Genomic DNA, 14,169 nt, shown 5'->3' with positions numbered 1-14,169 from the left:
ATGATTACCACCATACTATAAAAAAACGGTCAAAAGTATCTTCACTTCTTTTTACCCAAAGAAGTGGAGATTTTTTTTGCTCTAACCTTGCATTTACATGCATTATTATATCCTCGTAGGAAAACCAAACAAGATTAGATTTTGGGTTAACCACCCAATCATGTTTTTGGGGTATGAAGAATTGAAAAGCACCAAATTTTTCTGAAGTAAATTCATTGTGTTTTATCCAGTACCCCATCACATTATTAGATAGCGAGATATTCTTTTCTTTGCTGGACATAGGAATGAAAAGATTGGCTAAAAAACATACTTCTTGCTTTATTTCATGTGATTCAAGTTTTAATTCTTTTAATATTGAAGAAGTTTCCTTTTTATAAAGTAATGGAAATTGATGATTTTTTAATTTCTCAACTTTGTATAGAAAAGCATCTTTGCGATTGGGACCAACCCATCGATGTAATTCTTGATCAATATTGGGATCATAGAGATAGAATTTATATACCAATTCAATATGCGTAATTTCTTTTTTTAAAAGATCTTTTACGATAAAATCTAATTCTCCAATGGTAATTTTATTATCAAAAATCTGAATATTCTTTGATATTAGATCATATCTTTTCGAATTTACAATGCTATATTCAAAGAAATGTTCGATGCGCTTACCTAGCACTTCATTTTCTCTAATAACTATTTTTGCTTCTTCTAATTTTTGTAGCGTTGTGGATAGTTCTTGGAAGTCGAAAAGAGGTAGGTCTAGAAGAAATTCAACTTCTTGAAGAGGTTTACTATGTAAAAAACCTAAGTACTGATCTTCAATAGACATTTGATAAGAGTTTATTGAGAGAAACTAGAGAAATATCTTCCAATAATTGGTCTAAGAAGTTTGCGATCAACAGGTTTGGAAACGAAATCATCGCAGCCGGCATCCAATGCTTTTTGTATATCTTCTTCGGTAGAATAGGCAGTTTGGGCGACCACAGGTAAACCTGGGCGCATTTTTTTTATTTTTTTGGTGGCGGTATATCCATCCATAACTGGCATTCTAATATCCATAAGAACCAAATCAATATCTTTATTGTTTTCACAAATGTCTACAGCTTCTTTTCCATTTTCAGCCCGATGAATCACAAATTTATATCCAAGCATTTTTAGCAAAATTGTTTTGAGAAACAAAAAGTTAACGTCTCCATCCTCAACTATTAAAATTACTTGTTTGATTGGTAGTTCTTGAGTGGTGCTGGTATTCATATTCCTGTTATCTTTTCCAGGATCAAAAATTGGGTGATGTGGTACTTCTAATGTAAAAGTGGATCCTTTACCCAGAATCGAATTAAATGTTATATTCCCTTTTAATAATTCTGCATTTTTTTTTGCAATTGATAACCCCAAACCAAGTCCATCATAGCTTTTGGTGACTTCCTTTTCGGATTGAGAGAAATTTTTAAAAATAATCTCCTGGTCTTTGGTATTAATCCCTATTCCTGTATCCCTTATAGTAATAAAAAGTTTATTAGCTTTTACTTCACTCGAAATTTCAACAAGTCCTTTTTGTGTAAATTTTATCGCATTATCAATTAGATTTGTTAGAATTTTCCTGATTTTGGATTTATCCATTAAAATGGTTCCCTCTTCTTCTGTTAGTTTATTATCTAGATGAATAGCAATCTTTTTATCAATAGCTAAATTCTGAAATTGAGAAAACAGTGTTTCAAGTAGTTCATTAAGATTTACTTCTTCAAGTTGTAACTCTACCTGGTTGGTTTGTAGTTTTGAAATTTCTATAATATCGTCTATAATGCGAATTAGTTGATGACTACTTTCTATGATTATTTTAGAATACTCTCGTTGTTTCTCGGGGGTTGTTCCAGGATCATTCAGTAATTCAGAAAATCCGATAATTCCATTCATTGGAGTCCTTACTTCGTGTGATATATTATGGATAAATGCTGTTTTTAATTGATTACTTTCTTCGGCTAATTCTTTGGCTATTCTTAGTTCTTTTGTTTTCTGACGGATTTTGTATTTTAAGTATCGATTGATTAGGCTTATTACTAAAGTTGCAAATAATATGATTGCTGAAAGGAGCACCCAAAACGATGTTTTCTGATAAAATGGAGTAACTACATTAAATATCCAATTGTCTAAAATTGCCTGTTTTTCCGATCTCGTAATACTTTTGGTAGCTTTAGAAAAAATAGCATTGAGCGTTTTATTTTCTTTAAAAACTGCAATTCCCGAATTGTAATTGAATTGTGTTTCACCGGTAATTTCTAGATCGTTTAGGTTGTTAGCGCGAATAATATAATTTACAACGGCTCTTGGACCTATATAGGCATCATATTTTCCATGGTTTAATTCTTGCAAACAAGATAAATCATCTTTTCCCGTTGCCAAGACAATTTCAGGTTCTTTTTGTTTAATGATTTCTGCGATGGCATAATCTTCAGGAAGAATAATAGTTTTATTCTTAAAGTCGGATAACTTCCTTCCAGAGAATTTATTTTTTCGAGTAACAACTACCTGTGGACTTTCAAATAGGAGTGCATAAAAGTTTAAATACGCTTCACGATTTTTTGTGGGATGCATTTCGACTACGATGTCTACTTTTCCCTTTTCTACATCATCCATTAAAGATGGCCAGGTGTCGTAAATGTTTTTTTTAAAAGTATACCCAATCTTTTGCTCGATTAACTCCATGTATTCCGAAAAAATACCATCAACATTTCCTTCTTTGTTAATAATTTGATAAGGCGGGTGATAAGGATATATTGCAACGGTAATACTATCTTGCTCTTGCAACCATGCATTTTCCTCTTCATTCAATATACTGTGTCTTGAACAAGAAGATGAAACTATAATAGTAATAAGTATTACAAGTACAAGAAGGGGATATTTGCAAAACATTTTTCGTAGTTTCTAGCAAGAGGCTTTTAACAGTTTTTTAATAAAGATACTATAATAGTAACACTTTTAAAAATGTAATGTAAAGAAAATAACTTGTAACTATTTTTTATGATAAAAGCCTAGCTATTTAAGAATTTCATTTCCATCGGGATATAATGCAAACCTTCCTCTGGATTTATCATGTACGTGATCATAGGTTGGCCATGGCCAACCTCCAAACTCGGTTTGTTGATATTCTTGTATCGCTTCTCTAATTTCTATTTGACTATTCATTACAAAAGGGCCATGTTTAACAACCGGTTCACCAATAGGTTTTCCCTGAAGCATTAATAAATGTGCTTCGGAATTACCATTTGAAATTTGGAACGCCTCATTTGCTTTCAGAATAATTTCATGATTTTCGGGTATAGTATATCCCTCGGTAAAAAGCTCTTCCCCTTTAAAGAAATACAAAGACCTATTAATTTTTTCAGAAGCTTTAGGGAAACTGTAAATGGCTTCAGGGTCCATTTTTATGAGCCAAATGTTAACTTCATTTTTGGGGTCGGCTGCCCAAGAATCTGGAGCTGGAGTAGGAGCGATTTTGTTATTAAGTGCTCCTGAAATTAAAGTAATTTCTATAATCTTTTTATTTTCATCTCTCAAAGTTAATTTAGGGATTTCCTCATTCCAGAGCATTTTAAAATGCGGATTAACCATTTTTTTATCCCTGGGAAGATTGAGCCAGATTTGAAAAAGCAGAAAAGGGTTTTCTTTTTCGGTGTTTAGTAAAGGAAACATTTCAGAATGTTGAACACCTTTACCGGAGGTCATCCATTGTACATCTCCATTTCCAAAACGTCCCGCAGCACCCAGCGAGTCTGAGTGATCTACTAAACCTTTTTGGGCAATAGTAACAGTTTCGAAACCTCGGTGCGGATGCGCAGGAAACCCTGGTACTTTGGTGCCATGGTACATGCGCCACCCATCTTTTGGAGCAAAATCTTGACCAATATTGCGACCCTCTAGTGAAGCATTTGGACCTAATTTCCCGTTTCCTTTTGGGTATTGATCTTCGTGATAGGCGCAAAACAAAAATGGATCGCTGGTTTCCCATGGAAAACCTAAAGGTTTTATTTTAATAATTGAAGACATTACTTTTATTTATATTTCTAAAAATATCGTTTTTGCATTTAAACATTTCACAAAAAAGGGTTAATCCTTTTTACAAATCACTCGCCTCTTTTAATTGTATAAAACCAATTAATACTAAGCCATAAATCATTTTCGGCTCCAGAATTTAATAACTTGTCAAGTCGATAATCTAGACCAATTTCTATTTTATTCTTTGTGTTAATTTCATACCCCAAAAAAGGCAATACTCTCATTTCTAGATCTGATTTGTCATCTTGAAATTTAAAAATGTATTCGTTTCCTAATTTTAAATAAAATTCACCTTGATCTATATTGTTTCCAGAAAGAGGTTTTTCTAGAGTAATTCTATAGCGTCCTCTTAATTCTACAGATTCTTGAGAATTAAAGGTTTGATCTGTTGCAAAACGATGTCCAATCCTGAAGGTATCATAATTAAAAACCAAGTTGTATTGCTGAATGGTCCTATGAAAAAGCTTTTCATCCTTTATTCGAAGTAAATATCCTCCATTTAGTACGCCATGAGCTCCAATCCGGAATGACAGCAGAGAAGAAATATCGGTAAGAACATAATCGTAATTAAAAGAATCATCATTGGTGTCATCTATTAATAATTGTCTGGATTCTATACCATTGATCCATTTTATTTGATCTGTTAATTTATAAGATACACGTACCTTGGGTAATATTCCTGAAGAGAATGAAGATTGGCCATAGAATAACGGCCCAATAAAAACAAATAAACAAAGAAAAAGAACACTTTTCATAATCTTGCTTACTTAACTACAATTCTAAGTTATCTGAAGGGCGTTGAATAATTTCCAATACCTTCAAGGCTTTTCCTTCAGAATCAAAGAGGATTTCATACATTTTAAAAGTACGCTGCTTTTTGCCTTTGATGACTATCTCATACAATTCGGAATAGTTCTCTTTTTTCGTATCTTTTATTAATTTCAAAAGATTTTCTTGATCTCCCTTCCATTGAATTTGAACCTTAAGAATTTTATGCTTTACAAAAAGTGAATTGAGAGAAGAGATGATTTTGCTTTTTAACACATTCTGTAAAGATTGAAAAGATACTTTTTTTTCAATATCCAGTATATTGCCTAATGTGTCAAACTCAATACTATATTTGTTTTTTTTGTAATTAGTTTTGGCTTCAAAAGTTTTCCCGTCCTGACTTTCTTCAACATACCATTTTACTTTTTTTTCTGAAAACCCTTTGCTTATAAAAGCTACTGCGGCTTTGGGCGCTTCATGTTTCTTGATTCTATACTCCCTTTCAAATTTAGTCTGAGCTTGTAATGTAATACCAAAGCAAAACATTGAAAATGATAGAATTTTGAGTTTGAAGAAATATGAATTCATGGCTGATAAGAATTACTTTTTATACGCTTTTAAATCTTCAATGGTAAATCTACTCTTAAAGGTAAAAGCATAAGGGGTTTCACCATGTTTTCTAATATAGTTTAACCTTTCTTTAGCTTCTTCTGGCGAGGGATGATGTCCCTTTTCTACATACCAAAAGGCCATGTGCATTTGTTTCATATTATGAAACCATTCTTTTTTACGTTTTAAGATTTCGACATGTGCCGTTTTGTAGGTGAAGTCAAATAACGTATCAATATCTTGCCAAACAGACATATTAATAATTAAAAAATCATATTCAAAAACTCTTATGGCTGTTGCATTTCCTTCTTCATCTTTGAGTCTCCAAACAAAACCCGGGCTACCTTCTGCAAGGGCATTAATACGATCTAGATTGTTTACAAAATCGGCCATTACAGGATCATTAATAGGAGCGATCATTTCGGCAATATTTACTTGAGCTAAATGCATATAGTAGTATTTATTAGTTTCTAGCTTAATTTTCAGGAATTTCCTTCTTCTTTCTTATGTTTTTTCTTTTTCTGTACCTGTATAGTTAAAGTTAAAAACACCCCTGATCGTACGATAGCTATATTGTATCTGAGCTTGATGTGTATTTTATGTCATCCGAAAATAAGGATTTATCAAAAAATATATCTTAAAGTGGTGTTAATGGAGAAGTAGTCTTCTACCATTAGTTTTGAGTTTTTTTGGATTGTTGTAGTAGATTATCCCCAATTTCCCCTGGTTTTCTGGTTAGCCTTACAAAACGTAATGATTTCTATAATTCTTTTCTCCCGGGTTTCTTGTCTTTTGGCTTGATTTAACCAATATAGATAACTTTTTCTATACCCTTGGGCAAAATTTTGGTAATTTTTAAAGGCTTTCGGATTGGCATTAAATGCCTTTTGCAAATCTTGAGGAATCACTCCATTTTCGACATCATCCAGTGCAGTCCAGGAACCATTATCTTTTGCTATTTGGATACTTGTAAGACCACTTTGATGCATCAATTGGTTTTTTATAAGATCAATAACATGATTCTTATTGACTTTACTCCATACGCTTTTAGGTTTTCTTGGGCAAAAGTATTGTCTTCGTCGTTCGTGATCTAATCTTTTAACTGTAGAATCGATCCAACCATAGCATAGAGCTACTTTTACAGCTTCTTCCCATCGCATGCTGGGTTGATTACTTTCGACTTTATAAAAAATTAGATATACTCCCTGGAATTGGTTATAGTTGTCGTGCAACCATCTTCGCCATTCCCGGTCATTTTTGAAGTATAGTTCTGGTTTTTCAGACATCGAGATGTATTTGATTGTTATTGTTGATTCAAGATAATAATTTCAGATCTGATCCCCGTATTTTTACGTGTTTTTTAAAAACCGTATTTCTGGTCTGTTATAATTTGTTTTGCGTTATGATCTTTGCTTATATAAAAAGATATACAAGCAGCTGTTGCATTTTATGATCTAGGTGTAATCCGAAAAGCCTAAGAAAAAAGAGTAGGATCATCTTAAAATTATTGAAATATGATTAGTGATAACCAAATTACGACAGAACAGCTTGTTGATGCAGCTGATGCTGCCACTAAAAAAGCTTTTGAAGGGAAATTTGAAAATGAGAAGATTAATGATTTTTTGGAATCTATCAGAGGAGTAAATGCTCCAGCACCCATTGCAGCTACAGGAGGTATTATTTTTGTTGGTATTTTTGGCGAAGTGGTTTGCGAGCCTATGGATAGACCCTATATATTTAAACGAAAATCCTGGGGAGTTGGTGCTGCCGGGGTAAGGTCTGTGGGACTTTTGTATACCGCATATGATAGTTGGAATAGTCTATGGAAAAATACTACCAGTTATCATGCCCAGGGAATCGCCAAAGCAGGAGGGATATTTCAAATTAATTTCTTTAATAAAAAAGGTATTCCAATTGGTCAGTTTAATGGACCGGCCATTGGGATTGCCTTGTTTGAAGTTGGAGGATCGGGAAAGTGGAAGAAAAAATGAGAATACAATAATAAACGCTAGGGAGTAGCGAATACAAAAGTCCTAAAAGATCATATATAGTATGTTTCTTTTAGGACTTGTCTTATTAAGTTTATAAAATGTGGTTTACTTATCCTTATTTCGTTTACCTGTAATTAGATACTCTACAAGGTCGTCATGCAATCGATCTCCTGTGTTGCTATTGGTAAATATTACAAATCCCATATCCAAATCCTGATACATTAGTGCAAGGCACTTAAAATCTCCATTATTGCCACCATGTCCAAAAGCTAATCCAAAAGGAGATTTTTGAATAGATAGACTTAATCCAAAGTAATTTTTATATTCTTCGGGAATGGGGTCGTTATCCCCTTTTGGGATCTCTGTCTCGAGTGAGAACATTTGTTTATAGGTCTCCGATTTTAAGCCTTTTTTGTCTGAAATGCCTAACAAAAAATTAGTAAATGTTTTGGCCTCTGTATGCATACTCCAGGCCATGCCGGGTTCATTTGGTAAAGAAGCTTGGGTAGGCATGTTATCAAAATGCCCGTTGGCAACTACTTTGGTCAAGTAATCATTTTTAGAAAAATAGGTGTTCTCCAGTCCTAATGGTGTAAGAACTTCTTCTTTCAATAAATCATCAATATCCTTTTTGGTAATATGGGCTACTACTCTTTTAAGATATTCGAATCCTTCACCTGAATACCCATATTTTGTGCCCGGAGTAAATTTAATATCAATTTTTCCATCTTCATTCATATAAGCCCAGTTTGGAAATCCTGTTTTATGTGTTAGTACATGTCTGGCGGTTATTAGTTTGTACCTGTCATCATGAGCAATTTCTTCAAATGGGAGATATTCATGCAATGGTTTGTCAAGATCAATAATACCGCGTTCTACCAATCGCATTACGGCAAAACCAAATACAGGTTTAGTTATTGAAGCTGCTTCAAACAACGTAGTATTACTTATCTTTTCTTTTGTAAATGTGTTTTTTACTCCATAGGTTTTATGGTATGCAATTTTACCGTTCTTAATAAGCGCTAGTGAAACGCCAGGTATTTTATAATGGTCTTGATATGTTTTAATGAATTCATCTATTTTTTTTGAGTTTTTGGGATTAAAATCCTGTAAAACTCCTTTTGACCCAATCATATCGGGTTTTGTTTTTCTTGCTAATTCTAAAACATTGTTTTTGTCAGCATTATTTTCACTTACAATTACATTTGTTTTTATGTTTTCTGTGTCAATTCTTATAATATTGGGGTCGTCATAAATGATGTCATTTACTGGAGATATGCTATATTTTCCTATGGGCAGTTCTGTTTTATAATTCCCTGTAGAGTCGATAATAACCTGAGTCCAAAGCATAGGATTATCTATTGTTGTAAAACGAATTTTATTTGGAAATTTTTTGATGGTATCATTTTTCCATTTTAGTTGGCCTGTAATGGTTTGGGTCTTTTGTTTTTCTTTCAACAGAATAACATCTCCCAATCTTCCTGGACCGCTACTTTTTCCACCTCCATTACCCCAAGCTATAAATGAATTTCTCCCTTCAGAATCATCGGCATCCTTATCTATAAATACATAATCGATTCCAATTGTTTTATTTTCAGTTAATTGATTGGTCGCTTTTACCTTACATTCATAAATTGTAGTGTTACCTTTTCTTTTGGATATAATCTTTACGTTATCCCAGTTAGTCTTTGTTTTTGAAGGATCCCAACTTATCGACTGATTATTTGTGTCTTTATAATTTTCTCCATATTGGTATAGATCTACACCCGAACCGTTAGGCGAATGTAGCAGATCCACATAAAAATTAAAAGTATCTTGTGTATTCCAATCAGATTTTTCTGAAGTATCTACTATATACGAATCATCTGTCACTACAACCATTACGTATATAGCCTGTTCTGAAGTATTGTAACCTATATGAAAATAAGCATCAAAATCATTTTGATCTTTTGGAGCATTACCGTAAGGGAGTTTATTTATAGGATACTTGGTGAGATTTTTTGGCCAATCTGAAATATCACCATCAATTTTTATATTTGAGATGGGGTATGCATAGGCTATGGCTCCATTGGATATGTCTTCATAGTACTTCGAATGTTTTTTTGAAACTGATGTATTACCAAAAGTTGTAAAAACGAACAAGGTTATAAAAATGAACGTTACAAAATATTGTAAGATGGAAGAAGAATTGAATAAACCCATAATAATTAGTTTAATAATGAAGATGTATAAAATATAGATAAGAAAATGTTCTCTACATTTTCTTATCTATAGATATACTTTTAAAACTATTGTTACAGTTTACATTTCTTTTTTATTCATCATTTCGTTAAAAGAAATCTTTATCAAGAATTCTCATCGACCATTTTTTTTCTCAATTCAATAATCTCCAAGAGCGTTTTTACTTCTTGTTTAATACTTTTTCTAATGATTGGAATAAAAATAGCTGCGCCTATGATATAAGAACCATCAATCAAAATCATTTGCCAAGTTGTAAAATAGAGGCTGAATTCTGGGGTGATCATAAAAAAACCAATGCTATATAAACCAATAATTATTATAGTAATGGGGCCATGAATTTTTTTTCTGAAATTATAATATGAAATAGTGTTTTCTGTAGTGGATAGAACATTATCTACAATATCTATTTTTTTTGATCTTGTAACGCTTATAAACTCAATAATAATTCTTAACAACAACCCTCCAATCATCATTCCAACTCCAATCCTGCTAAGAACTTGTTTTACGGGAGCCACATAGTAAAAAAAAGCTGAAATTACGAATAAAGTGATTGTCAACACTATAATATTACCATATTGAAATTCAACACTTGATTTTTTCTTTGCCTTGATTGCAGACAACATTTCAGTTGTGCTTTTTGGATCGTTTTTAAGCTCTTCTTTATTTTTTTGCCACTTACGTTGCAAATCTTCAAACCCATTATTCATCGTTCAATATTTTTTTTAGTCGTTTTTTTATTCTGTGGATCTTGACTCTTACATTGGTCGGTTTAATCCCCATTACATGTGCTATATTCTCATAATCTTGTCCTTCTAATACCATCATGATTATCAATCTATCTAGCTCTTCTAGTTTCCCAATAGCACGATATAAAGTTTGATTTTGATCGTTTACTGATTCTTGAGATTCTACCATTAAAGTATGCTCAACTTTCTCGATGGCTAGTTTGTTATTTTTCTTTTCTTTTCGGATGTATTGAAGGCATGTATTTACCGTAATTCGATATACCCAGGTTTTATAAGTAGATTTTCCTTTGAAGTTATCAACAGATTTCCAGATATTAATAAACACTTCTTGAGAAAGATCATTTGCCAAATCTTTATCTCCTTTCATAAAACCCAGGCACATTTGCAGTACCATAGGAAAACATTGTTGGTAAATATCCTCAAAAAGCAATTGATTTTTCTTACTCATTAGAAAGGAAAGCATTAATTTGTTTATAATACCATTCGGGTTGATCGAACATAATAAAATGTTTGCTATCTGAAGCCATTTGAATGGTTTTGTTTGCTAAGTTAGCATATTGCTTTTCGTAATTGGATTTTGCTATTTCTACAGATGGGAACGAGGCTCCCAAAATTAAGGTTTGTGCTTTTATTTTATCTAATACAGTTCTTAAGTCCAGCTTAAGAAGGTCGGTATAACCATAGACATAGGTTTGACGATCGGCTTCCATAATCCAATTGATCAGGGTTTCTACTTTTTCTTTATTATTGGTCATGTTTTGAGACATCATTGTAGCTGTTTGCTTAAATTGAGTTTCTTCCATGGCGAGCATTTGTTTGTTATATGGACTTTCATATTGTAAACTATTGGCAGGTACCCCTGGCATCATAAGTTCTCTCATGCATGGTATAGCATCAATGATTACAATCTTGCTGATGGTGTCTGGTAGTTCGGCAGCAAGATCTGTGGCCAAATTTCCTCCCATACTGTGCCCTATAATAATAACACTTTTCAGGTTTTTATTTCTGAGATAAGTCACTAGTTCTTTTTTAATGGTGCCATACCATGATGATTCATTGTTAATCTTGATTGGCTCGTTTCCATTAAAGCCAGCATATGAAATTAGATGTGCTTCGTTTTGAATGGTTAAGTGATCAACAGTATCTTTAAATATAGACCCAGGAGTGGTGAATCCAGGTAAAAATAAAATTGGAGAACCTGTTCCTATCACTTCGGACTTAATTGCTGAGGTTTGACCAAAGGTGAAACTTACAATAGTTAATAATACAAGGGTGATTTTGAATGTTTTCATAATATTATTTTTATGATTTTATGTTTTGACTTTTCCCTTTGATGCAGAACCACGAAAATTGTTACAGGAAGCATCAAAAAAAATTAAAAATAATATTACTTAAGAGATTATTGTATTGATTATTAATGGGTTATTTTGTTTGTGAATTATTCTTCGAATAGTGATTTTATATCAGTTTTTGTATCAATACCTTTTACAAACCATGTTATAGTTTGATTTTGTGGTCTGTGTTCGATAGTTTTTCTGGTTACCGGGTCGTACCAGATAGCATCAAAGTTCCCTTTGGTATCCAAAACTACTCTCCATTCTTTTTCTATTAATGTTGAATCTGCATAATTTGCGGTTAGATTTTCCCAGTCAATAGCAGATAAGACCTGGGGATCAAGATGGACGATTACTTCGGTTTCATCAAGTATAGCAATCCAAATAGGGTCACTTAGATGTTCAATAGAATGATTTTTCCCTTTTGCTCCCCAACCAATACGTACCAAAGCTCCTTTACGAATAGCATTAATCAGGTCCTTTTTATTGCCAAATACAGTATTTCCTTGTTTGTCATTTTTATAAATAGGAGACCAGTAAGATGCTGATTGCTTCACCTTATGGCAAGAAAAGCAAACAAACAAAATGGCTATATAAATAGATACTTTGTTCACTATTATTAAGATTTATTCTTTGGAGTCTTCTATTTTGGAAGCAATTTCTTCCATATGTTCTGTATAATATTCTAGATGCTCTTTGTCATATTTTTTTGCTAGTTCTATGGCTTTCTTTTGTACTACAAAAGCTTCTTTTAGATTTTTATTGTATTCAAGTGCCGAAGCAAGAGTGCTTAAAGCTTCAGCAGATTTAGGTCGATATTCAACCAAACGTTTATATACTTCTATAGACTCCTCAAAACGTTTTTGTCGTAATAATCTATTGGCACTGGCTCTTAGGCTATTTCCACTATTCCATCTTTCGGCCTTAGGTAGTACAGCATATCCATATTCTGTGGAAAGCTTTAAATAATACTGATCTATATTGTCTAGAGTGTTACCCGGTTGCTTTTCAAAATCTCTAAAATCCCGGTTCCATTTTTTTTTTGGAAAGAAGGTCTCCATTGCTGAAATAAAGGCTGGAATGACCACACCATAATGACTTTCGTTTGGGAACACTTCGGCTTTCAGTTTTAAATGGTTAGATGTAAAAGCTTGCATTTGGCGCTGAAGTTCTTCAAGATTTTTTCCAATTACTGTATCATAATCCGAATCCTCATCAGCCGATGTAACATAAAGATGGGCTCTAGTTCCTGGATTTCGCTTAACTGCATCAATAATGGCATCTATAAAAGTTTCATTTGGAGTGTACCCCATACCAATGATATCTCCTGCTGCAATTGCGATATGCCCTTGAAATAAATTAGGTTCTTTACAAAAAGCATGCAAAGGAAAGGTTGAAGTAGGGGAGGTGCCAACGATAATGCGATAGTCTGCAATACGATATTGAGTTTCGAGGTAGTTAAAAAGTTCTTCTTTAAAGAAATCGACAAATTTTCCAGGAGCTCCATCAAATGGCATTTGTGTCCAGCTTTTGGGCCAAAAATTGCTGTTGTTGGTATAGATTTTGGGTGCGTAAAACTTTTCAAATCCATCTGGGAAACTTATTACAATAGATTCTGGCATACTACTTACTGAACTGAGGTGTTTGGCAATTCCTGTTATCTGATAAAAAAACTCATTTTCGAGTAGTACGATCAATGGATATGTATGCAAATTGCAATCTTTATTGTAGGATTCAGGTAAATAAATATCAATAGCAACTTCTTGTTCAAGAAACTTGGAAATAAGTTTATGTTGCTGAACAAAGGCTAGTGGAGTCGACGTAACTTCTTTATTCACAATCTTGCCTTCATGCGTTTGAGCCAGAACAAAATGAGAAATAAGAATTAAAATAATTGACGATAGTGTGTTTTTGGGTAACATGATGTAGGGAAATAGGTTGGTTTAATGTTTTGTGGTATCGTTGTATTGCCATAAGACATTTACAATTTTCCATGCATCATTTATTTTTATAATGTGCATGTAATCGATCCATTCATCGGCAATTAATTTTACCGATGCAGTTCGGTCAGATACATCCAGTAATATAACTTCCTTTTTAGGTTTTTTAGGAAAACGATCTCCATTACGATTATAAACTTCGGAAAGCATAACCATATAGTCTGTGAAGGTTTCACCAAGGTATTCTTTTTTTGAAGTTTTATCTTTCCAAAATGTTCTTTTCACCATTCTGGGGTGTGCAGCACGTTCGAACTGCTCTGGATTTAAATTGTGTTGTGCCTCGATATAATCTAGTGCTACTTGCTTTATGTCTAGTGAATCTTGTTTTGTTTGTGAAAAGGCACTTGAAGATATTATCGCAAAGAAGGCAAAAAAGACGAAATGTGATTTCATTGATTTGGTTTTTGATTGAGTTGTTATAAAATGAGTTACA

15 protein-coding genes are annotated in these 14,169 nt (G+C 33.0%); 1 reads left to right on the top strand and 14 read right to left on the bottom strand.

Features of this window, described 5'->3' with window-relative positions:
• Positions 1 to 4: 4 nt before the first annotated feature.
• From U6A24_RS12055 to U6A24_RS12025, 7 genes are all read right to left on the bottom strand, one after another.
• Complete coding sequence (locus tag U6A24_RS12055; RefSeq protein WP_324180225.1) at positions 5 to 823, bottom strand: DUF1853 family protein; 819 nt, start codon at positions 821 to 823, stop codon at positions 5 to 7.
• Positions 824 to 834: 11 nt separating this feature from the next.
• Positions 835 to 2,823 carry a hybrid sensor histidine kinase/response regulator gene (locus tag U6A24_RS12050; RefSeq protein ID WP_324180224.1) on the bottom strand — a complete coding sequence of 663 codons (1,989 nt, stop codon included), beginning with the start codon at positions 2,821 to 2,823 and terminating at the stop codon, positions 835 to 837.
• Positions 2,824 to 3,027: 204 nt separating this feature from the next.
• Entirely contained in the window at positions 3,028 to 4,038 is a 1,011-nt protein-coding gene (locus tag U6A24_RS12045; protein ID WP_324180223.1) for a pirin family protein, read from the bottom strand.
• Between the two features lie 77 nt (positions 4,039 to 4,115).
• A complete protein-coding gene (locus tag U6A24_RS12040; RefSeq protein WP_324180222.1) occupies positions 4,116 to 4,802 on the bottom strand; it encodes a DUF2490 domain-containing protein in 687 nt (228 codons plus the stop codon).
• A 16-nt stretch (positions 4,803 to 4,818) separates the two neighbouring features.
• Positions 4,819 to 5,403 carry a hypothetical protein gene (locus U6A24_RS12035; protein ID WP_324180221.1) on the bottom strand — a complete coding sequence of 195 codons (585 nt, stop codon included), beginning with the start codon at positions 5,401 to 5,403 and terminating at the stop codon, positions 4,819 to 4,821.
• A 12-nt stretch (positions 5,404 to 5,415) separates the two neighbouring features.
• Complete coding sequence (locus U6A24_RS12030; RefSeq protein WP_324180220.1) at positions 5,416 to 5,874, bottom strand: DUF3291 domain-containing protein; 459 nt, start codon at positions 5,872 to 5,874, stop codon at positions 5,416 to 5,418.
• Between the two features lie 257 nt (positions 5,875 to 6,131).
• Complete coding sequence (locus U6A24_RS12025) at positions 6,132 to 6,710, bottom strand: YdeI/OmpD-associated family protein (protein WP_324180219.1); 579 nt, start codon at positions 6,708 to 6,710, stop codon at positions 6,132 to 6,134.
• Positions 6,711 to 6,938: 228 nt separating this feature from the next.
• On the opposite strand from U6A24_RS12025, the gene U6A24_RS12020 reads away from it, so the two are divergent.
• On the top strand, positions 6,939 to 7,415 hold the full coding sequence (locus tag U6A24_RS12020) for a hypothetical protein (protein WP_324180218.1): 477 nt from the start codon (positions 6,939 to 6,941) through the stop codon (positions 7,413 to 7,415).
• 105 nt (positions 7,416 to 7,520) lie between these two features.
• Here U6A24_RS12020 and U6A24_RS12015 read toward each other — a convergent pair whose 3' ends face one another.
• The 7 genes from U6A24_RS12015 to U6A24_RS11985 all read right to left on the bottom strand — a co-directional run bounded on the left by U6A24_RS12015 (position 7,521) and on the right by U6A24_RS11985 (position 14,129).
• Positions 7,521 to 9,617, bottom strand: coding sequence for a serine hydrolase (locus U6A24_RS12015; RefSeq protein ID WP_324180217.1), 2,097 nt, complete (start codon positions 9,615 to 9,617; stop codon positions 7,521 to 7,523).
• Between the two features lie 143 nt (positions 9,618 to 9,760).
• Positions 9,761 to 10,363, bottom strand: coding sequence for a hypothetical protein (locus U6A24_RS12010; RefSeq protein ID WP_324180216.1), 603 nt, complete (start codon positions 10,361 to 10,363; stop codon positions 9,761 to 9,763).
• A complete protein-coding gene (locus U6A24_RS12005; RefSeq protein WP_324180215.1) occupies positions 10,356 to 10,850 on the bottom strand; it encodes an RNA polymerase sigma factor in 495 nt (164 codons plus the stop codon). The genes U6A24_RS12010 and U6A24_RS12005 overlap by 8 nt, the downstream gene beginning before the upstream one ends.
• Positions 10,843 to 11,694 carry an alpha/beta fold hydrolase gene (locus U6A24_RS12000; RefSeq protein WP_324180214.1) on the bottom strand — a complete coding sequence of 284 codons (852 nt, stop codon included), beginning with the start codon at positions 11,692 to 11,694 and terminating at the stop codon, positions 10,843 to 10,845. Before U6A24_RS12000 ends, U6A24_RS12005 begins: the two co-directional genes overlap by 8 nt.
• Before the next feature lie 146 nt (positions 11,695 to 11,840).
• A complete protein-coding gene (locus U6A24_RS11995) occupies positions 11,841 to 12,350 on the bottom strand; it encodes a hypothetical protein (RefSeq protein ID WP_324180213.1) in 510 nt (169 codons plus the stop codon).
• Between the two features lie 12 nt (positions 12,351 to 12,362).
• On the bottom strand, positions 12,363 to 13,658 hold the full coding sequence (locus U6A24_RS11990) for an alpha/beta hydrolase-fold protein (protein WP_324180212.1): 1,296 nt from the start codon (positions 13,656 to 13,658) through the stop codon (positions 12,363 to 12,365).
• Between the two features lie 21 nt (positions 13,659 to 13,679).
• Positions 13,680 to 14,129 carry a nuclear transport factor 2 family protein gene (locus U6A24_RS11985; RefSeq protein ID WP_324180211.1) on the bottom strand — a complete coding sequence of 150 codons (450 nt, stop codon included), beginning with the start codon at positions 14,127 to 14,129 and terminating at the stop codon, positions 13,680 to 13,682.
• Positions 14,130 to 14,169: the final 40 nt, after the last annotated feature.

The organism is Aquimarina gracilis (genome assembly GCF_035285365.1).
Classification (GTDB): domain Bacteria; phylum Bacteroidota; class Bacteroidia; order Flavobacteriales; family Flavobacteriaceae; genus Aquimarina; species Aquimarina gracilis.
Note: the sequence above shows the minus strand (reverse complement) of the source record. Positions and strands in the feature narration are given on the sequence as shown.